15 protein-coding genes are annotated in these 19533 nt (G+C 66.7%); 12 read left to right on the top strand and 3 right to left on the bottom strand.

All coding sequences use genetic code 11. The features are described 5' to 3' along the window. Positions 1–20 precede the first annotated feature (20 nt). The 6 genes from R9B84_RS20545 (at position 21) to R9B84_RS20520 (ending at position 7002) form a co-directional block, all read left to right on the top strand. Complete coding sequence (locus tag R9B84_RS20545) at positions 21–854, top strand: ABC transporter substrate-binding protein (RefSeq protein ID WP_423760201.1); 834 nt, start codon at positions 21–23, stop codon at positions 852–854. 7 nt (positions 855–861) lie between these two features. Further along, entirely contained in the window at positions 862–1734 is an 873-nt protein-coding gene (locus R9B84_RS20540; RefSeq protein WP_423760200.1) for a polysaccharide deacetylase family protein, read from the top strand. Positions 1735–1736: 2 nt separating this feature from the next. After that, on the top strand, positions 1737–2639 hold the full coding sequence (locus R9B84_RS20535) for a polysaccharide deacetylase family protein (RefSeq protein WP_423760199.1): 903 nt from the start codon (positions 1737–1739) through the stop codon (positions 2637–2639). Next, positions 2636–4030 (top strand): MmgE/PrpD family protein, encoded by a 1395-nt coding sequence (locus tag R9B84_RS20530; protein ID WP_423760198.1) that lies wholly within the window; start codon positions 2636–2638, stop codon positions 4028–4030. Before R9B84_RS20535 ends, R9B84_RS20530 begins: the two co-directional genes overlap by 4 nt. Before the next feature lie 1393 nt (positions 4031–5423). Beyond that, positions 5424–6794, top strand: coding sequence for an undecaprenyl-phosphate glucose phosphotransferase (locus R9B84_RS20525; protein WP_423760197.1), 1371 nt, complete (start codon positions 5424–5426; stop codon positions 6792–6794). Between the two features lie 46 nt (positions 6795–6840). Then, positions 6841–7002 carry a hypothetical protein gene (locus tag R9B84_RS20520; RefSeq protein ID WP_423760196.1) on the top strand — a complete coding sequence of 54 codons (162 nt, stop codon included), beginning with the start codon at positions 6841–6843 and terminating at the stop codon, positions 7000–7002. A 124-nt stretch (positions 7003–7126) separates the two neighbouring features. Here R9B84_RS20520 and R9B84_RS20515 read toward each other — a convergent pair whose 3' ends face one another. The 3 genes from R9B84_RS20515 to R9B84_RS20505 all read right to left on the bottom strand — a co-directional run bounded on the left by R9B84_RS20515 (position 7127) and on the right by R9B84_RS20505 (position 11175). Further along, positions 7127–8146 carry an acyltransferase family protein gene (locus R9B84_RS20515; protein WP_423760195.1) on the bottom strand — a complete coding sequence of 340 codons (1020 nt, stop codon included), beginning with the start codon at positions 8144–8146 and terminating at the stop codon, positions 7127–7129. A 242-nt stretch (positions 8147–8388) separates the two neighbouring features. Further along, positions 8389–9618: an O-antigen ligase family protein gene (locus tag R9B84_RS20510; protein WP_423760194.1), complete on the bottom strand. Its 1230-nt coding sequence runs from the start codon at positions 9616–9618 to the stop codon at positions 8389–8391. 48 nt (positions 9619–9666) lie between these two features. Beyond that, positions 9667–11175: a lipopolysaccharide biosynthesis protein gene (locus tag R9B84_RS20505; RefSeq protein ID WP_423760193.1), complete on the bottom strand. Its 1509-nt coding sequence runs from the start codon at positions 11173–11175 to the stop codon at positions 9667–9669. Positions 11176–12303: 1128 nt separating this feature from the next. On the opposite strand from R9B84_RS20505, the gene R9B84_RS20500 reads away from it, so the two are divergent. From R9B84_RS20500 to R9B84_RS20475, 6 genes are all read left to right on the top strand, one after another. After that, on the top strand, positions 12304–13359 hold the full coding sequence (locus R9B84_RS20500; protein ID WP_423761004.1) for a polysaccharide biosynthesis/export family protein: 1056 nt from the start codon (positions 12304–12306) through the stop codon (positions 13357–13359). Between the two features lie 5 nt (positions 13360–13364). Next, a complete protein-coding gene (locus R9B84_RS20495; RefSeq protein ID WP_423760192.1) occupies positions 13365–13796 on the top strand; it encodes a low molecular weight protein-tyrosine-phosphatase in 432 nt (143 codons plus the stop codon). Positions 13797–13801: 5 nt separating this feature from the next. Further along, the gene (locus R9B84_RS20490; RefSeq protein ID WP_423760191.1) at positions 13802–15988 is read left to right on the top strand and encodes a polysaccharide biosynthesis tyrosine autokinase; all 2187 of its coding nucleotides are present in this window, start codon (positions 13802–13804) and stop codon (positions 15986–15988) included. Between the two features lie 69 nt (positions 15989–16057). Further along, positions 16058–16942, top strand: a complete 885-nt coding sequence (locus R9B84_RS20485) for a glycosyltransferase (protein WP_423760190.1) — start codon at positions 16058–16060, stop codon at positions 16940–16942. Between the two features lie 85 nt (positions 16943–17027). Then, complete coding sequence (locus R9B84_RS20480) at positions 17028–17984, top strand: hypothetical protein (protein ID WP_423760189.1); 957 nt, start codon at positions 17028–17030, stop codon at positions 17982–17984. Next, a complete protein-coding gene (locus tag R9B84_RS20475; RefSeq protein WP_423760188.1) occupies positions 17981–19525 on the top strand; it encodes a hypothetical protein in 1545 nt (514 codons plus the stop codon). The genes R9B84_RS20480 and R9B84_RS20475 overlap by 4 nt, the downstream gene beginning before the upstream one ends. Positions 19526–19533: the final 8 nt, after the last annotated feature.

Genomic DNA, 19533 nt, shown 5'->3' with positions numbered 1-19533 from the left:
CTACGACAAGGCGACACCCCATGAAAGCATCCGTCCTGACCCGCACGCTGGCCGCCGTCGCATTCGGCGCGCTCGCGCTTCATGCCTCCTTCGCAGTCGCCCAGGCCGCGAGCGCGAAGCGCACGCTGAACGTCGCGATCGTGCCGAACTATCCGCCGTTCGAATACAAGGATCCCGCGACCGACAAGCTCGCGGGCTTCGACGTCGATCTCGGCGAAGCGCTCGCCGCGAAGATGGGCGCGAAGCTGAACTGGGTCGAGACGAGCTTCGACCAGATGATGAGCGCGGTCGCGACGCAACGCGTCGACATGATCCTGTCCGGCATGACCGACCTGCCGACGCGCCGCGACGCGGTGACGTTCGTCGACTACATCGAGACGGGCCCGCAGTTCTACACGCTGAAGGCGCGCGCCGGCGAGTTCGCGCAGATGGGCGCGCTGTGCGGCAAGCGCGTCGGGTCGAGCCGGCGCACGTCGTTCCCGGACAACACGACCGCATGGAGCGCGGAGAACTGCGTGAAGGCCGGCAAGCCGGCGATCGTCGTGGTCGGCACCGACGGCTCGTCGGACGCGCGCATGCAGTTGCGCCAGAACCGCATCGACGTGGCCGTGCAGGGCGGCGAGACGCTGCCGTACCAGAACAGCCTCGAGCAGAACGCGTACGCGCCGGTCGGCAAGCCGTTCCTGTCGCAATACACGGGCATCGGCGTCGCGAAGAGCAACACCGCGCTGAGCAGCGCGCTGACGACGGCGCTCAACCAGCTGATCGCGGACGGCTCGTACCAGAAGATCCTGGCGAAGTGGGGACTGCAGGAGCACGCGGTGACGAAGGCGATGATCAACGGCACGCACTGAGCGCGCGATGGCGGCGCTCGCTCCCCGCTGGCCGGACGCGAAGCGCGCGTGCGTCGCGCTCGCGTTCGATCTCGACGGCCCGACCGGCGACGCGATGCTGAACGGGTCGATCTGGCGCAACCCCGCGTATTTCACGCTCGGCAGCTACGGGCCGTGGCGCGCGCTCGGCCGCTTGCTCGACATGCTCGCGGCGTTCGATCTGCCCGCGACGTTCTTCGTGCCCGCGTGGGTCGCACGGACCTGGCCCGCGCAATGCGCGGCGATCGTCGAGCGCGGCCACGAGATCGGCTACCACGGCTACCGGCACGAAGCGTTCTGGACGCTCGAGCCCGGGCGGCAACGCGAGATCATGGCGCAGTCGGCCGACGTGTTCGCGCGTACGCTCGGCGTGCGGCCGGTCGGGTTCCGCACGCCGTCCGGCGACTGGAGCGCGGCGACGGTCGCCGTGCTGCGCGAAGCCGGCGTGCGCTATTCGAGCTCGATGCGCGGCGACGACCGGCCGTACCTGCTGTACGGCGAGGCCGGCGAGCCGCCGCTCGTCGAGATACCCGGCCGTTGGGAGACCGACGACTACGCGTCGCTTGCGTATCACCGCAACCCCGATTATCCGGCCGGGCTCGACCGGATCGCCGGCTACGACGCGACCCTCGACAACTGGACGCGCGAATTCGACGGCGTCTATCGCGAAGGGCTGTGCCTGACGACGCTGCTGCATCCGAAGGTCTGCGGCAAGCCCGGCCGCATCGCGCTGCTCGAGGCATGGCTCGGTCATATGCGCACACAGGACGGCGTCTGGTTCGCGCGCTGCCGCGAAGTGGCCGACTGGTGGCTTGCGCAGCACGCGCGAGATGCGCAACCCACGCAACGGAGCGGCCTGTGACAATGACCCATTCATGGCCGGGCGGCGCGCGATGCGCGGTCGCGATCACGGTCGACTTCAACGACATTCACGGTATCCAGACCCGCGAGCCGCGCATCGTCGGCCGCGAGAAATCGCTGTCGGTCTGGCGTTACGGCGCGGCGCGCGGCGTCGACCGGCTGCTTGCGACATTCGACGCATTCGGCGTTCCGGCGAGCTGGTTCGTCCCGGGCATCGTCGCCGAAACGCATGCGGAAGCGGTGCGCGCGATCGCCGCGGCCGGCCACGAGCTCGGCGTGAGCGGCTATCGCTGCGAAGACTTCGACGCGCTGCCGCTCGCCGCGCAGATCGATGCGTGCCGCGCCGGGCGGGCGGCGCTCGCCGACACGATCGGACGCGACGTGCAAGGTTTTCGCTCGTTCACCGGCAATTGGGCCGACGGCTTTGCGGATGTCCTCGTCGACGAAGGCTTCACGTGGTCGTCATCGTGGCGTGGCGACGATCTGCCGTACGTGCATCCACGCGGCGACGGTGGCGCGGACGGCGCGCGGCTCGTCGAGCTGCCGCTGCACTACGAACTCGAGGACGAGCCGTACTTCGCGTTCAACCTGTCGCCGCCCGTGCCGGCCGGTCAGCCGCGCATCGCGGCGTATCGCGACGTGCTCGACAACTGGCGGCGCGACGTCGACGGGTTTCGGCGCTTCGGGCTGTGCTGCGTGCTGCGGCTGCATCCCGAGATCATCGGCACGGCAGCGCGGATCGACTTGCTGCACGCGTTGCTCGCGCATCTGCGAGACGCGGGCGACGTCTGGTTCGCGACGGGGCGCGACATCGCGAACTGGTGGCGTGCACAGGCGCCCGTCAATGCCCCGGGACATCCGGTCGACGTGTTCGCGCACTGCTTGGCAGAGGAGTCGGCGCGATGACGATGAAATCCGACACGCGCGCAACGCGGCTCGCAGCGTTCGTCGCGCAGACGCCCGCCGACGCATTGCCGGACGACGTCGTCGCGAAGGCGAAGCGTCATGTGCTCGATACGTTCGGTGCCGCGCTGGCGGGCGCGTTGGCCGTCGAGACGCGCAGTGCCCGTGCGCTGACCGGCGCCGTCGCGCATGGCGGCGCGTCGCTGTGGGGCACGCGCCGCGCCGCGGGCGCGCGCGATGCGGCGTTCGTCAACGGGATTGCCGCGCACGCGCTCGAACTCGACGATTCCGGCGGCTGCGATCATTCGGGCGCGGTCGTGCTGCCGGCCGTGCTCGCCGCGCTGTCGTGCGCGGGGCGCCCGGTGACGGGCCGCGAATGCGTGGCGGCGATCGTGCTCGGCTATGACGTCGGCCGGCGCGTGCTCGAGGCAGCGGGCGGCTACTCGGCCCACAACGGCGCGGGCTGGCATTCGACGCTCAGTTGCGGCGTGTTCGGTGCGGCCGCCGCGAGCGCGCGCGTGCTCGGGCTCGACGCCGCGCGCACGCGCGACGCGCTCGGCCATGCGGCGAGTTTCGCGGGTGGCCTGTGGGGCTTCATCCACGACGGCTCGCAGACGAAGCGGCTGCACGCCGGGCGTGCGGCGGAGGGCGGCGTGCTCGCGGCGCTGCTCGCGCGCGAAGGCGTGAGCGGCCCCGCGCACGTGTTCGACGACGTGTGGGGCGGCTTTTTCAACACGTTCGCCGCGCAATCGCATGCGCCCGACGCATTGACCGACGGCCTCGGCGCGCACTGGAAGCTGATGCGCTGCTCGATCAAGCCGCACGCATCGTGCCGCAGCGCGCATGCGGCTGTCGACGCGGCGCTGCAGCTCGCGGACGGCCGCACCGTCGAGGCCGGCGAGATCGAGCGGGTGGTCGTGCGCGCGAGCGCGTTCGTGGCCCGCATGTGCGGCGGTCGCGACCTGTCGACGCTGTCGTCCGCGCAGATGAGCCTGCCGTACGCGGTGGCGGCGGCGCTTGCATTCGGCGACACGGGGATCGACGTGTATCGCGCGGGCCGGCGCACCGATCCGCGCGTGACCGCGCTGCTCGCGCGCATCGCGGTCGACGTCGATCCGGCGCTCGGCGATCTCGACGAGCCGACCGTGATCCTGTATCGCGCGGACGGGGGGCAGGAAGCGCGCCACGTGCCGATCGCGCTCGGCGACCCGCGCAATCCGCTGTCGGACGCAGCGCTGCTGGCGAAATACCGTACGCTGGCGGGCATGGCGCTCGACCGTGCGCAGGTCGATGCGCTGAGTGACGTGTGCCTGTCGCTGGACCGGCAGGCGGATGCGCGCGTGATGAACGACTGGCTCGCAGGCGATGCCGAGGCGGCGGAGGCGATGGTCTGAATCTCGACGTCGTGTCGAAACGGGATGGGCGTACCCGTCCGGGAGCGGGAGTGAACGCGCCGCATCCGGAGCCGTGAGCGCGGGACGGGCCTTCCGCAGAGTTGGCCGCCGGTGAAACCGACATTATGTTGCTGTCGATATAAAGGGCGAACGCATTAAAAATAATCGTCCGGAAGCGACGAAAGAAGTGCGCTATACGTCTCTCTTGCTGCATCGGCCATTTTTCGGTGGAAATCGGGAAAAACGCCAATACTGCGTCAGGATTCAGATGTCTCCCCATATTTCCGGTAGCTGATCGCTCGAAGCCCGATCTTGCTTCGAGAAATGACTTACCTCGATTCAGCCCTTGCTCGTGAGCATCCGCATCGTGCCGTCACCCCACGAAAGAACTCGGGTTTTGCGAGGCGGCACTGTGCGGGTAATCAGCTGAGGAATCTCGTCACGGCCGTGCGCCGGACTCACCCGGCCTGGTGTACGCGGAAGAGAAATGCGCCTGTCGACGGTAGCGATAACGCCCCTCACGTTGCCATGCAAACGGCAGCAATCTGCGCGTCCCGGATGCCGTTCATGTCAGATGCGTTACGGCGTGTCGTTACGTTACGTGTGCGAACGCCGCAGTTGCGCAAACGTTGCACAGGATTATTCCGATTTATTCATACTTTTCAAATTCCGGACATAGGTCATTGGTTTATCGAGGATTTTCCGCGTCGCAACAAGAGAATGCGTCTCGATGGCATGGATCGTGCATTAAACGCTATGTGCCGAAGTAGTTAATACCATAACGTTTAGACCAATCATGAATAAGATCCACACTCCGATATCCGGACGCGACGCGGGGGCGAAGCGGTCGATTCCGGACATTCAATCGATCAATTGCGTCCATTCAGGATGGCTCGGGCGCGGCATTTCCGTTGTCATACCGAACCGTGTTGACACGTCCTTGCGGCGGTCATGCAGCGGCGCGGGGGCGTGCGCCTAAGCAACCAGAAGTTCGTCCGTCGTCCGGAATCCTGGCGTGAATTGAACCGCCCGTTCGATAAAGGAGCATTCTATTTCATATAGGAATACGAATTTATTGATTGATTCATCGACGGATTGATGCCGCCCGGGATGAATGGTGTCGATGCATCGGGATACCGAGGGCGGAGTACGTCCGGCGTCAGTCGGGACATGTCCGTTGGCGCGGCGATCGGCGCGAAGCGCGGACAGTCGGGTGGCGCCGGCACTTGATTGCGTGCGGGAAACCGGATGTTGAGGAATGCCTGAAATGAGCACACTCGAGTTCGTCGACGATTCGCACCGTGCCGAAGACGACATCGTGCGCGTCGACGATGCATGCGAGCGCGCTTGACGGCAAATACGGGCGCCATCGTGCGCCGCCTGGAGAAGAACCATGTTCGGATTTCAGTCGATCATTGCGCGCCTGCTCGATGCACTCGTCGTGGTGCTGGGGGCAGCTGCCGCGTCGCATGTGCGGTTCGATGACGATTCGCTCGGCCGACCGGACGCGATGGTCGTCCCGTTTGTCGCGATGCTGACGCTCGCCCTCTTTCCGGGATTTCAGGTGTATCAGTCGTGGCGCGGGCGGTCGTGGATCGCGATGATCAGCCGCATCAGTGCTGCATGGGTCGCCGTGCAGTCATGCAACCTCGTGCTGCTGTTCGCGATGCATCGCGTCGATCAGGTGTCGCGGCTGTGGTTCGTCTACTGGACGGCGATCGCGGGATGCGGATTCATCGTCATCCGCCTGGCTGCCTATACGATGCTCGCACGCGTCAGGCATGCGGGCCTGAATCTTCGCAAGGTGGCGATCGTCGGAAACGGCGCGCATGCCGTGCGTGTAATCGAAACGCTGGCGCTGTCCCCTGCGAGCGGGTTTCGCCCCGTCGTGCTCCACGATCCCTCGGGATCGTCCAACGGCGTCATCCCGGCGATCGCGGATTTCGCCGAGTTCGCCGCGGCCGTGCGTGCCGAAGCCGCGACGGAAATCTGGCTCGCGTTGCCGATCTCCGAGGAACGGACGATCCGGCGCGTGCTGAAGACGTTCGGCGACGATCTGATCAATATCCGCTTCATGCCTGACATGTGCAGCATCGCGTTGCTCGGCGGAACGATGATGGATCTCGTCGGCATGCCGGCGATCAACCTGGTTGCATCGCCGATGTCGCATCGCGCCTTGATGCAGAAAGCGCTGTTCGACCGGGTGTTCGCGGCCGCGGCACTCGCCGCGCTGGCGCCGCTGCTCGCCGTGATCGCGCTGGCGGTCAAGCTGTCGTCCCCGGGCCCGGTGCTGTTTACGCAGGTCCGGAAAGGCGCCGATGGCCGGGTGTTCAGGATCTACAAGTTCCGCACGATGCGCGTGCACGCCGAACAGGCCGGCATCGTGCGTCAGGCGACCCGGGGCGACTCGCGCATCACGCGCGTCGGCGCGTTCCTGCGTCGCACCAGCCTCGACGAGTTGCCGCAGTTCTTCAACGTGCTGTGCGGCGACATGTCGGTCGTCGGGCCGAGGCCGCACGCCATCGAGCACGACGATCTGTACCGGCCGCTCGTCGAGGGATACATCCATCGTTACCGGATCAAGCCGGGCATCACCGGATGGGCGCAGGTCAACGGCTATCGCGGCGAGACGGATCACCTCGACAAGATGGTTGGCCGTGTCCAGCACGATCTCTATTACCTGCGCAACTGGTCCTTCGGGCTCGACATGAAAATTGTCGCCGCCACGGTGCTGAAGGGCTTCGTCCATCCGAACGCCTACTGATCCCGGCCGTGATCGAACGCATTCCGGTCGTCTGCGACGGCACCGCATGTCGCAGCCCGATGGCGAGCGCCATGCGGGCGCATGCGGTGCCGTCCGCGCAGGTGCGTTGCGCAGGACTGATCGCGCTGGCGGGCCGGCCGCGATCGACGTGATGCGCGAACGCGGCATCGACATCGCGTCGCCTGTCGCGCAATCGGCCTTCACCTGACGATACCGCTCGATCACGAGGCCGAGTCGACCCGGCAGTGGGCGAGCTCGTTGGCAGCAGTCGCGCCTTGTGACGCAGACCGGGTGCCGTCGTGTGCCGGGCGGCCTGCCGCCGGTTTCGTTCGCTACATGACCGCGGAACCGGGCCGCATGCCGCGGGCCGAACCCGGAATGATCCGGCCGAGTGCCCGGCGCAGCGCCGGGTCATAGCCCCTGTCGAGCCAGAGGACGAAGAGCGCGATGCATAGCGTGAACGCGATGCCGGAAAGCCCGACGATGCGCGCATTTGCGTGCAATGCCGTCTGTTCGATCCCGGTGACGAGATTCCCGGTCGGGCAGTGAAGCACGTACAGGCCATACGATATCGTGCCGCTGTAGCTGCAGAATGTGCGAACGACGCCGCTCGGCTCGATGCGCGTCGCGACGATCACGATGGCGGGAAACAGCAACGCGACGACCACGGCCGTATAGATCCGTTCCGCATGCCCCGTCACGTCGACGGCGAGTACCGCCGCGATCGCGAGCATGACCAGAAGCGTCAGGACATTGCCTGGCTTGCGGACGGTGCCGGTATGGCGATGAACCAGGACGCCGACCGAGAACGAGAACACGACACGGACGAGCCCGACCGGGAGGGTCGTGATTTTCCATCCGCCGTTGAACGCGTCGTGCGACGTGAGCCAGACGACCAGCATCAGCGTGATTGCGACGACCGCGACCAGCACGCGATTCGACAGGACGGCCACGAATCGGCCGAACAACAGGTTGGCAACCAGTTCGAAGAACAGCGACCAGCTCGGCGAGTTCAACGGATAGAGGGCGCCGCCTCTCGGGACGGGCAACATGACGACCGCGAACGCGGTGACCTTCGCGAGGCCAGCCCACGAACTGCCGGCGGGCCACGCGTCGAACAGGCCCAGGATGACGAACGACAGCGCGCCCAGCAGGGCGCCCAGGATATAGAGCGGATACAGGCGGATGAAGCGGGCTCGCATGAACTGAAAGGTCGTCATGCGCTGGTCGAGCAATCTCGATTCATACGTACGGGCGAGAACGAAGCCGCTCATGACGAAGAACAGGTCGACGGCCAGATAACCGTGGGAGAAACGTGCCCAGGGAAACAGCGCCGGCAGATGCAACGTCATGACCACAAGTGCTGCGATACCCCGAATGCCGTCGAGCGCGACATACCTGTCTTCATTCCTTTGCACGTTATCCCCCGTTTGCGCATCGGACGACATGAAGCAATGTCCATGCCTTTCAGCTATTCCGGTTGTGTCGGCCGGTTGATTCCGCCACAGGAACGCGGCGGGATTCGGCCCATGAATTCAGGCCATGCACATGCACATCGATTCTCTGCACCGCGGGCCCGTGACAGGCCATCGCGTCACCGCAGCACGACGGCATGCGCTTCAGCGGGCGCTGCAACGCCGGCTTCGATGCGCCTGCGTGCGCCCAGGGTGCTGCCCAGATGGCATCCGATGAACGCCCAGAAATACCAGTTGTAGCTGAGGTAGTAGAGCGTGTTGTCGGAATAGCTCTCGAGCAGATAGGCGGCGATCAGCGCAACGGCCATGGCGGCCGTCTTCTTGTCCGTTCTCGACCGGTGGATCGCCACCGCAAAGGCAAGGAACACAGCGACGTAGAGGCCCAGCCCGACCATGCCCGTTTCGTAGATGGTCTGGATATAGGCGCTGTGTGCGTCGGCGCTTTCCTCCAGCGGGAAGAAGAAGCGCGAGTTGCTGCGGAACGAGCCCAGGCCTTTTCCGGTCGTGCGCGAATCCTCCGAATCGACCAGCGCGTACTGCCACAGAAGCTGTCGCCACGAATAGGAATCGATCTGTACCCCGCGATGCACGTCTTGCGCGGTGCCTGACGACCCCAGGTCACTGAAGCGGTCCGAGATGGCAGGCACGAGCAGCAGGGCCGGGACCAGCGCCAGCGTGACAAGCAGCTTGCGGTTCGCGAGGGCTGCATAAATCGCGAAGGCCGCAGCCGTGGCGATCCACGCACTGCGCGTTTCGGTCAGCAGCAGCAGCACGAGCAGCAGCCCGACATACGGCAGGCGTCCCGGAAGGATGCGGGGTAGCCGGTTGAGCCGCTGGAACCGTCGTTCGTAGAAGAGCGTGGTGATGACGAGCAGCAGGTAGAACGCAAGGATGTTCGGATGCTCGAACGTGGCGCTCAGTCGCCCGGCGAGCCGGTCGATGAACACGTACTGGAAGATGCCGAACAGCGCCACAGCGAAGGACGAGTAGATGATGCACTTGAGCAGCGCCTCGGCGTGGCTGGCGAGCGTGCTCGTATTGAACGCGATCGTGAAGACCATGTACGTCGACAGCAGGCCGAGGAAGAGCCGGAAGCCTTCGCCGGCGTCGGGCGAGCGCGACAGCGTGAGCGCCGCATACGCGAGGTAGGCAAGCCAGATCAGCAGCGGCGCGTGCAGGGCCCGGATCCCCTTGCGCATCACGACGAACATGCCTGCCGCGATGATGACGGCATTGAGCACCGCGCCCGGCGAAAAGCCGCTACCGTCCAGGCGCAACGCGCCGAACACGACATCGAGCGCGGACCGGATCACGATGATCGCAAGGAAGAGTCGACGAATGAGCGGCATGTGAGTTCCAGCGTGCAAGGTCGGTCGGGGCGGGCGCGCTCGGGCGCGTCACGTCGGCCGGGTGGGGTTGGTTTCGCCGGCGGCGCTGCGTGCGCCGCGCCGCGCCGTGCCGGCTCGCGGGCGGCCGAGCACCGTCTGGCAGAAGAAATCGAGGTCGCCCGTCAGCTTCACCCAGCCGAGATAGGCGAGCGTGACGCCGGCGATCTTGGCGGCGAGCACGAGCGGCTGAAACGCGGTGTTCGCGGCCGGCGCGAGGCCGGCATGGCATGCGGCGAGCATGCCTGCGATGCCGATCATGCAGGGCGTCGTGGGGCCGAACAGGTCGCGCAGCGAGCGGTGGAACCCGTAGCGCGCGAGGATGTGGAAGCCCTGCACGGCGTTGACGAGAAAGCTCCCGGCCAGCAGCCACGAGAACACGACCAGGTCGCCCGCGTGAATGCCGAGCGCCATCGCCGCGATGCTCGTGACGGCGGACAGCGCGCCGGAGAGCGACAGCAGATCGGTGCGCCCGAGCGCCTGGTAGATCGCGCCGATCGACGACAGCACGACCTGCACGACGATCGACAGGCTCAGCACCGAGAAGATCGGCACCGCGCTGCTCCACTTGCTGCCGTACGCGAGGTGGATGATTTCCGGCGCGCAGACGAAGCAGCCGATGCCGGCGTATCCGCCGACGATCGTCAGCACGCGGACGACGTCGCGATAGGACGAGAAGATCGTGTCCTTCTGCTGCTGTCGGGCCGCGTAGATCGGCTGCAGCGCGGGCGAGACGACCTGGGTGAGATTCGAGATCGGCATCAGCATCAGCCGATACGACATGTCGTACAGGCCCAGCGCGTGGCTACCCATGATGCGGCCGATCATCAGCTTGTCGAGGTTTCTCGTGAAGTAGTTGATGAGATTGAAGACGAACTGGTATCCGGAGTAGGCGAGGATCGTCGACAGGCCGCGGAAGTCCGGCCGGATCAACGGATTGAAGCGGCACGCGAAGAACGAGAACATGAGCATGAACGCCGCATACGACGTGCTCTTGATCGCAAGCGCAATGACGCCGCCGCCGCTCCAGGCGCTCCAGATCGCGACGGTGCCCGACAGCAGCGCCGCCGCCACTTCGATCACGACGATCGCACGGAAGCGCTGGGCCTTGCGCAGCAGCGCGAACGGCACGATGCCCCAGCACGACAGTGCGATGGTGGCGCCGAGATAGAGCGAGATCCCGGTGTATCGCGGTTCCCGGTAGAAGGCGGCGAGGAACGGGCCGCCGAGCATGAAGATCGCGGCCAGCGCGCTGCCGACCAGCACGGTCAGCCATTGCAGCGTCGCGAGCTGTTCGCGACGCAACTGCTGGAACTGCACGATTGCCGGTCCCAATCCCATTTCGCTGAGAAACGAGAAGAACGTGACGAGCACGGACAGCACGGCAACCATGCCGAAGTCTTTCGGGTTCAGCAAGCGCGCAAGCGTGCCCGTCACCAGCAGCTGCACGAGGATGTTGCTGTAGCGCCCGACGAAATTGATCGAGATGCTCGTGCGAATGGCGCGATTGAGGTTCGACATACGTTTGGTCTTCGAGATGCGGGGCCGGCCAGCCGGCCGCGAGGGGCGCGTCGTCCGGTCGGCGACGATCGCGCGCCGGCGCCGGTCGGACGATCCGCCAATACATTCGTCACCCGTCGCAATACTCATGCCATCTCCCCGCGCTGCGGACGGTGTGTGCCGGGGACGATCCGTGCGATCCCGGTTCATCATCGCGGCGATTGTTACGTAACGCTCGCGCCGCTTGCGCCGGACGTGTTACGTAACGGCACGCTCGCCCGACGGCCGTCGAGTCCGCTGTGCACGCGCAGCGGCGAACGCGTCGGCTGTCCCGCGTGCCGCGCACGCGTACCGGATTCGCGGCGTGCTTCGGTGTCGCGCACCGCTCGAACCGTTTGGCATACATCCTGCTTGATGAGGTGCGTCGTCGTGTGCGGACGTGACGCGAGGCCTGGCCGGCAGTGCCTGCCGTGTCCGAAGGCCGCGTCCGCTCCATGCGGTCGCGTGATCGGAAGTGCCCGCGATGCGGGCGTGCGGCCGAAGCGTGGCCGCCGTGGATATCGATAACTACATCGAGTGCGCCGCACGCGCCCGGCCTAGATTAAATACGGGGGAATCACCATGCCTATTCGCGTCGCCAGAATTCGAACCTATCCGCGCGAGAGTGCATCTGCCGTCGATCGTTCGCGGTTCGGAGGACTTGATGCGCTTGCCGACTACCGAGCGCAGGGCCGAGCCGGGACGGCAGGCGGCGAGCGCGCCGTGCCCGGTCCGTCGTAGCCGCGCGCGAACGTTCGCGGCAAGGGGCCTGCCTGCGGGCGATGCCGCTGGTGTGAGGCCGTAGCCGCAGCGCCTGACCGGGCGCGCAGTCGATTCCGTCGCAGGCATGTGCCGCACGGTGGCGCACTACTGCCCGGCGAGATCGCGTCGGAATCCGTCCAGATGATCCGTATCGAATCCGGCTGGCATTGAACAGCGCCGGTTTCGACCAGAATTCGAGCAATGTCCATGATTTCGAGACGCGCACTATCGTTGATGAATGCGTTGGCATCGGCTGTCGCAGGGATGCGCGGCCGCATGCGATGGCAGGTATGGTTCGCGGGCATTTCGCTCTGCAGTGTCCTGCCGGCATGCACGGTCGCGCCCGGGATGCGCATGGCGCACTCGCCTAGCGTGGTGGCGACGAGCGCGAGCCCGTCGGGCCCGGAGAAGTCGATAGAAGTGCCGATCATTCCGGTCGACCTGCAACTCATCCGGCAGATCAGCGACGCGGACCGGCGCCAGAGCGTCGACCAGGTGCGGCCGCTCATCGCGAAGCCGTCGCCGTATCGCCTCGGCGTGGGCGACGTGCTGCAGATCACGGTGTGGGACCACCCCGAGATCAGTGCGGCGCTGGGGCCGCAGCCGAGCACACCGCAAAGCCGTCCGAACGATCCGTCGCAGGGGTTCGTGATCGACAGCGCGGGAAACCTGCAGTTTCCGTATATCGCCAGCGTGCACGCGGCAGGCCTGACCGTCGACGCGCTGCGCGCGGCGATGCTCGAGCGGCTATCGAAGGTGTTCGTGAGGCCGCAATTGACGGTGCGCGTGGCGTCGTACCGGTCGCAGCAGGTCTACGTCGATGGCGAAGTGAAGACGCCGGGCGCGCAGCCGGTCAACGACATCCCGATGACGCTCTATGAGGCGGTTTCGCGGGCCGGCGGTTTTCTACCGACGGCCGACGAAGGACGCATGACGCTGATTCGCGACGGCGCGACCTACGATCTCAACCTGGCCCGCCTGATCGCGAAGGGTGTCAATCCTGCCGACATCCAGTTGCGCAACGGCGATCTGCTGCGTGTCGTGTCGCGCGACGAGAACGGCGTGTTCGTGATGGGGGAAGTCAACAAGCCCACGACTGCGTTGTTCATGAGGTCGGGCGGCCTGAACCTCAGCGACGCGCTGTCCCAGGCAGGCAGCATCAACTCCACCAGCGCGGATGCCGCGCAGGTCTTCGTCATTCGCGGCGCACAGACCGAGGGCGCGCAGGTGTATCAGCTCGATGCGCACTCCCCGGTGTCGATGGTGCTCGCCAACCAGTTCGAGCTGCAGCCGCGCGACATCGTCTACGTCGGCGGCAACGGCCTCGTCCGCTTCAGCCGTGTGCTGCAATTGCTGCTGCCGGGCATCACCGCGGGCCTGACCGGCGCGCTCATCACGAAATGATGGACATGATCCTGGTCGTCTGCGAGGGCAACATCTGCCGCAGCCCGATGGCCGCGGGGCTGCTGAAGCGCGCGTTGCCCGCGCTTCAGGTGGTGACCGCGGGCTTGACCGCACGGCCCGGCAGGGAAGTGGACCGCGATGCGCTCGAGGTCATGGCGCAGGTCGGCGTCGACATCGGCGCGCACGTCTCCGCGCCGCTGACGCCGGCGCTGATTCGCTCGGCAGACATCGTGCTCGCGATGACGCGCGAGCAATGCAAGCGTATCGAGTCGGCGAATCCGTTCTCGACCGGGAAGGTGTACCGGCTCGGGCACCAGCAGCAAATCGATATCGCGGACCCGTTCCGCCTCGGGCGCGCGGCCACGACGGCCTGTCTCGCCGACATCCAGCGAGCGCTGACGTACTGGCTCGACATCATTGGCCAACCTACACGATAACCGTCATGGAAGTGACTCAAAAACTCCGCCGCATTTCGCTGACAGGCGACGACGAGATCGACTTGTCCGAGTACCTCTCGGTGCTCCGGGAGCGCTGGAAGGCTGTCGTCCTGTGCACGCTTGCCGGAACGTGCATCGGCGCGAGCTACGTGTTCGTCGCGCAGCCGGTGTATCGAGCCGATGCGATGTTCCAGATCGAGGACGGCGTGAATTCGACCCAGGGCATGCTCGGGCAGCTCGCGTCCGTCTTCGACACGAAGCAGTCGGCCATCGCCGAGATCGAGGTGATCAAGTCGCGCAAGGTCGTGATGGCGGCCGTCGACGAGCTGCATCTCGAGATCACGGCCTTGCCGCGATATGTCCCGCTGGTGGGCGCGGCGATCGCGCGGCGCCATGCCGGCGACGGCCTTGCGCCGCCGATGCTCTGGATGTCGAGGTTTGCATGGGGCGGCGAGCGGATCGACGTGTCGCGCTTCGACGTGCCGCGCGACACCTATGAAAAGCGCTACACGCTGGTGGCCGGGCAGGACGGGCATTACGAACTGCTGGACCCGGACGGCAATGCGGTGCTGCACGGCAAGGCCGGCGAGCTGTCGCAGGCCGGCGCGATCGCCCTTCGGGTCGATCGGCTGGCCGCCCGGCCCGGCACCCAGTTCCGGCTGGTCCGGACCTCCGCGCTGAAGGCGGCTGCCAAGCTCCAGACCGCACTCGCGTTCGATGACAAGAGCAAGCAGGCGGACATCATCAAGATGTCGCTGGACGGCCCCGATGCCACGCGCACGTCGCTCATCCTGAGCGCCATCGCGAACGCGTACCTGAAGCAGAACATCGACCGGAAATCCGCCGACGCCGAGCACGCGCTGACTTTTCTCGACGAGCAGTTGCCGGTGTTGCGCAAGCAGCTCGAAGCGGCGGAAACGCGCTACAACGATTACCGCAACAAGAAAGGCGCCACCGACATGGCGGAGGAGTCGAAGCTGTTGCTGCAGCAGGTGGTGGACAACCAGACGAAGCTGGAGGTGCTGCGACAAGATCGTGCCGAGCTCGGGCAGCGCTTTGCCGAAGGGCACCCGGCCATGCAGTCGATCGACGCGCGGATCGACACGGTCGACGAGACTCAAAAGAAGCTGAACAGCCGAATCGCGAGTCTGCCGAACACCGAGCAGGAAGCCGTGCGCCTGCTGCGCGACGTGCGCGTGAATACCGAGCTCTACATGAACCTGCTGGACAGCGCCCAGCAGTTGCGGATCACGAAGGCGGCCCAGATCGGCAACGTTCGCCTCGTCGACGATTCGGCCGAGCCGGAAACGCCCGTGTGGCCGAAAGGCTCCGTGATCGTCGCGGTCACGACGCTGCTCGGCCTCGTGGCAGGCACGATGGCCGCGTTTGCGCGGCGGATCTTCGTCGGCGGCGTGGAAAGGAGCGAAGACGTGGAGTCGGCCCTCGGCGTGCCGGTGTTCGCGGTGGTGCCGCGGAGCCCCGAGCAGCGGCGCCTGTCGCGGCTGATTCGCCGCAAGGTCGGCGACGGTGCGCGCGTGCTGGCGACCAGTTCGCCGGAGGACATCGCGATCGAAGGCATCCGGAGCCTGCGCACGGCGCTCAAGTTCGGGCTCGGCGGTGCGGCCAACAACATCATTGCGCTCACGGGGCCGCGCCCGGCCGGCGGCAAGTCGTTCATCTCGCAGAATCTCGCGGCGGTGCTGGCCAGCGGGAACAAGCGTGTGCTGCTGATCGACGGTGACCTGCGGCGCGGCCACCTGCATGAAGCGCTCGGCATCGCGCGGGAGCCGGGCCTCACCGATGTGATCCGCGGCGCGAGCCTCACCGATGCGATCGTGCGCGACGTGCTGCCGGGCGTCGACCTGCTGCCGCGTGGCGCGGAGAGCCTCAATTCCGCCGAGCTGCTGCTGTCCGATCGCCTGAAGGCGACGCTCGACGAGTGCAGTGCGGCCTATGACTTCGTGGTGATCGATACGCCGCCGGTGCTGGCGGTGACGGATCCGGTGCTGATCTGCCGCTACGCGGGCGTGTCGCTGCTGATCCTGCGGTACGGGCGCAGCCCGATCACGGAGGTCGTCGATGCCGCGAATCGGTTGCGCAATGGCGGCGTGCGGCTCAACGGCGTGCTGATGAACGACATGCCGCTCGAACGCATGCAGTACGGCGCAGCGTATTACGGGAACAGTCGCTAGCCGGCCAGCGCCGGCGCGCCGAACCGGGCGCATCGGCTTCGATCGACCGACACACACCGGGGTGGAAGCATGAACAACACAGTGGCGATCATCATTCCGACGCGCAATCGCCGGGCGCTGCTGGCGCGCGCGCTGCAGTCGGTGTTCTGCCAGACGTACGCGCAGATCGAGGTCATCGTCGTCAACGACGGCTCGACCGACGATACGCGCGCGTTCCTGGACGCGCTGGCGGCCCGCGAAGCGCGCCTGACCGTGCGCCACAACGAGCGGTCGATGGGCGCACCGGCCGCGCGGAACCTGGCCATCGGGCTATCCGACGCCGGCTTCGTGACGGGGCTCGACGACGACGACGAGTTCCTGCCGACGCGCATCGAGTCGCTGGTGTCGGCGTGGCATGCGCTCGATCGCCGCTCGGGAAACGTCGCGTGCCTGTTCACGGAGAGCGTGATGTTCGACGGCGTGACCCGCGCGGTCACGCGCGACCGCAAGGAGAGCGTGAGCTACCCGGACCTGTTCAGGCACAACTTCATCGGCAATCAGATCTTCTGCCCGACCCAGCGCGTCCGGGCGATCGGCTGCTACGACACGGCGCTTCCCGCGTGGCAGGACCTCGACCTGTTCATGCGCATAACGAAGACGTACGGCAGCGCGCGCCGGATTTCGGACGCGAGCTACGTGTGCTACGCCGACGATCGGCCCGACCGCATCTCGAAGAATTCGGCGTCGCTGCGCCAGGCGTTCGACCTCATCTGCCGCAAGCATGCCGAGGTGTCCGGACGGCTCCATCATCAGCTCTACATGCAGATCTTTTCGCAGTTCTACGGCACGCGGCCGACGTTCGACGACTGGAAGCGGCTCGTGACCTGGCGCGCGGACGCCGAGACCTTCATGCGGATGCTGCGCGCGGATATCCGCTGCCGCGTGCTGCGGCTGGGGCGGCCGGCAGGCGCCTGACCGGGCGCGAAGCAGGGGCCGCACCGGCGGCCCACCGACAAACCGTGTGCACGCGCTCGACCAACGGCGCCGGAAGGAGAACCTGGTGATCGACCAACAAGTACGCGCCGCCGCGTCGAAACCCGGTTTCGGGTTCCTGACGATTGCGATCGGTGCGGACCGCTACCTGAAGCAGGCGGAAATCCTGTCGCTGTCGCTGCGCCGGAACATGCCGGGCGTGCCGATCGCGATCGTGTCGGATAGCGACCGGCTCAAGCCGCACTGCGACATCCTGCTGCCGGTCGACCGGTCGATGCCGATCGCGACCGCGCAGAAGCTGCTGCTGGACGTCTACTCGCCGTTCGACGAGACGCTGTTCATCGACTCCGATTGCGTTGCGGTGCGCGACTTCAGCGACCAGATCGCGCGCATCCGCCAGTTTCCGTTCACGCCGGTGATCCAGACGCTGACGCCGCCGGACGGCACCGACGAGTACTTCGCGGATCTCGGCATGGCGCTGCGGCAGGTGGGCGGGCGCGCGTTCCCGAAGTTCAACGGCGGCGTGTATTTCTTCCGGCGCGGGGACGCGTCGAAGGCGGTGTTGACGCTGGCCCGCGACTATTTCCGCCACTACCGGGACTACGGCATCAAGCCGTTCGACCGCGGCGGCCCGGGGGACGAGACGGTCATCGGCCTTGCGCTTGCGCGGCTCGGCATGCTCGACCTGTACGACGACGGCGGCAGGCTGATGCGCACCCCGACGGGCCTGCGCGGGCGCCTGCTGATCGACCCGGTGAAAGGGGCATGCAGTTTCGAGCGCGCCGAGGGCATGGTGCATCCTGCCATCTGCCACTTCGCGGGGCCGTACTTGTTGACGCCTGAATATCGGCTCGCGGAAGTCGCGCTGAGAACGGGCATTTCGCAGGCGAAGCTGTCCGGTCTGACGAAGACCCGCGCGATCTGCGGTGCACTCGCCGCGCGCCTGATGCGGCTCGCGCGTTATCGGGTCGACGGTGTGAGGAAACGCGTTGACAGGATGCTCGCGACCGGAGGCGGGAAATGAAGACCATCGACAACGGAATGGATGCGCAGCCGGTCGACCTGCGCCGCCGCCGCGTGCTGACGGCCGTCGCGACCGCATCGTGCGCGTCGATGGTCGGCCCGCTGGGTGTGTTGGGTGCACCGTCGGCGGCGGTTGCCGCGAGCGGCGCGCAACCCGCCGGCAGCCTGTTTTCCGCGCAGTCGTTGTGGAACGCCAGGCCCGTGAACCCGCGGCTGGGCGGCACGTCGATCCCGGCGGACCGGAATCGCGCGTATCTCGAGCAAGGCGCATTCGGCAGCCGCGTGTTCGACGGACTGTCGACCGATGCGGCCATGACGATCGCCGGCGCGACGGGCAACGACGGCGTGTGGGTGTCGGACGAACTGCGTAATCGGCCGGTCGTGATTCCGCATTTCCCCGCCGCCACGCTGCCGGCGACCGGATCGGACGGGCACTGCGAGATTCACGATCGCACGACGAACCTGATTCATTCGTTATACGGACTGAAATACGACACCGCGGCGCGGACGTGGCGCGCGAAGAAATACACGGTGACGGATGCCGCAGGAACCGGCTGGGGTTCGCCCGAGCGGCCCGACGGGCCGCGGGCTGCGGGCGTGTCGACTGCCGGCGGGCTGTTGCGCATTCACGAGGCCGAGACGCTGCGCGTCGCGCACGCGCTTGCCGTCGCGCTCGACGCGAGCGGGCTGCGCAGCGGGCCCGTGTATCCGGCGACGCTCGAGGATCGCAACGGCGTGACGCGTTACCGCGGCCCGATTCGGCTTGGCACGCTGCTCATGCTGCCGCACGATTTCGACGAGAGCATGTTGACGATGCCGCATGCCCGCGTGATCGCGGCCACGCTCAAGACCTACGGTGCGCGCGTGGTGGATCAGACGTCCGGCACGTTCGCGATCTACGGGGAGATCGGCAGCGACTGGTCGCAGTCCACCGGCACGGGCGGCAAGTGGGTTGCGTCGTGGCAGACCGACCTCACGCGGATACGCGACGCGCTGCGCGAGGTCGCGGCGGTGGACGGCTGGCTCGATGCGAACGGCAACGCATTTGAGCCGCAGCCGTGGGCGGAGATGAACCTATTGTCGATGCGCGGGCCGTGGGTCGTGACGGGCGGCGCATCACCGGCAACGGCAACGGCACCGGCGGCGGCGGCACAAGCGCAGGCCGGCTTCGACACCGTGCGCGGGATGTTCGTGCTGCCGGCCGGGGACCGGCCGCTGGCATACCGCAAGCTGCTGTACCTGCGCGACGATGCGACGCCTGGCGGTTGGTTCCGCTGGCAGGACGCCATGCGCTGGTATGTGAATCCCACCCCGCGCGCGACGTACCGGATCGCGGCGAGCGGGTTCGGCGAGGTCGCCGCGTCGGTCGAGATCCGGACCCGGGACGGCGCGAAGTCGCTGGTGGCCACGCGTCAGCTCGCGATCGGCGAATCCGATCAACTGCGCGTGCCGGACGACGGTGCGCAGTTGACGGCGATCCACGTGTCGAAGCCGGCCGGCGCGGCGGCGGGGATCCGGCTCGACTTCGTCAGGGTGGCGTGACAGCCGGT

The sequence above is a fragment of the Burkholderia sp. NLJ2 genome (genome assembly GCF_049487195.1).
Taxonomy (GTDB): Bacteria; Pseudomonadota; Gammaproteobacteria; order Burkholderiales; family Burkholderiaceae; genus Burkholderia; species Burkholderia pyrrocinia.
The sequence above is the reverse complement of the archived record's forward strand: the minus strand, read 5'-3'. Positions and strand labels throughout refer to the sequence as shown.

What these genes read in the sequence shown, in the direction of transcription:
- R9B84_RS20545 (WP_423760201.1), top strand. Translation starts at nt 21, where the DNA reads ATGAAAGCATCCGTCCTGACCCGCACGCTGGCCGCCGTCGCATTCGGC.
- R9B84_RS20540 (WP_423760200.1), top strand. Translation starts at nt 862, where the DNA reads ATGGCGGCGCTCGCTCCCCGCTGGCCGGACGCGAAGCGCGCGTGCGTC.
- R9B84_RS20535 (WP_423760199.1), top strand. Translation starts at nt 1,737, where the DNA reads ATGACCCATTCATGGCCGGGCGGCGCGCGATGCGCGGTCGCGATCACG.
- R9B84_RS20530 (WP_423760198.1), top strand. Translation starts at nt 2,636, where the DNA reads ATGACGATGAAATCCGACACGCGCGCAACGCGGCTCGCAGCGTTCGTC.
- R9B84_RS20525 (WP_423760197.1), top strand. Translation starts at nt 5,424, where the DNA reads ATGTTCGGATTTCAGTCGATCATTGCGCGCCTGCTCGATGCACTCGTC.
- R9B84_RS20520 (WP_423760196.1), top strand. Translation starts at nt 6,841, where the DNA reads ATGTCGCAGCCCGATGGCGAGCGCCATGCGGGCGCATGCGGTGCCGTC.
- R9B84_RS20515 (WP_423760195.1), bottom strand. Translation starts at nt 8,146, where the DNA reads ATGACGTTGCATCTGCCGGCGCTGTTTCCCTGGGCACGTTTCTCCCAC.
- R9B84_RS20510 (WP_423760194.1), bottom strand. Translation starts at nt 9,618, where the DNA reads ATGCCGCTCATTCGTCGACTCTTCCTTGCGATCATCGTGATCCGGTCC.
- R9B84_RS20505 (WP_423760193.1), bottom strand. Translation starts at nt 11,175, where the DNA reads ATGTCGAACCTCAATCGCGCCATTCGCACGAGCATCTCGATCAATTTC.
- R9B84_RS20500 (WP_423761004.1), top strand. Translation starts at nt 12,304, where the DNA reads ATGCGCATGGCGCACTCGCCTAGCGTGGTGGCGACGAGCGCGAGCCCG.
- R9B84_RS20495 (WP_423760192.1), top strand. Translation starts at nt 13,365, where the DNA reads ATGATCCTGGTCGTCTGCGAGGGCAACATCTGCCGCAGCCCGATGGCC.
- R9B84_RS20490 (WP_423760191.1), top strand. Translation starts at nt 13,802, where the DNA reads ATGGAAGTGACTCAAAAACTCCGCCGCATTTCGCTGACAGGCGACGAC.
- R9B84_RS20485 (WP_423760190.1), top strand. Translation starts at nt 16,058, where the DNA reads ATGAACAACACAGTGGCGATCATCATTCCGACGCGCAATCGCCGGGCG.
- R9B84_RS20475 (WP_423760188.1), top strand. Translation starts at nt 17,981, where the DNA reads ATGAAGACCATCGACAACGGAATGGATGCGCAGCCGGTCGACCTGCGC.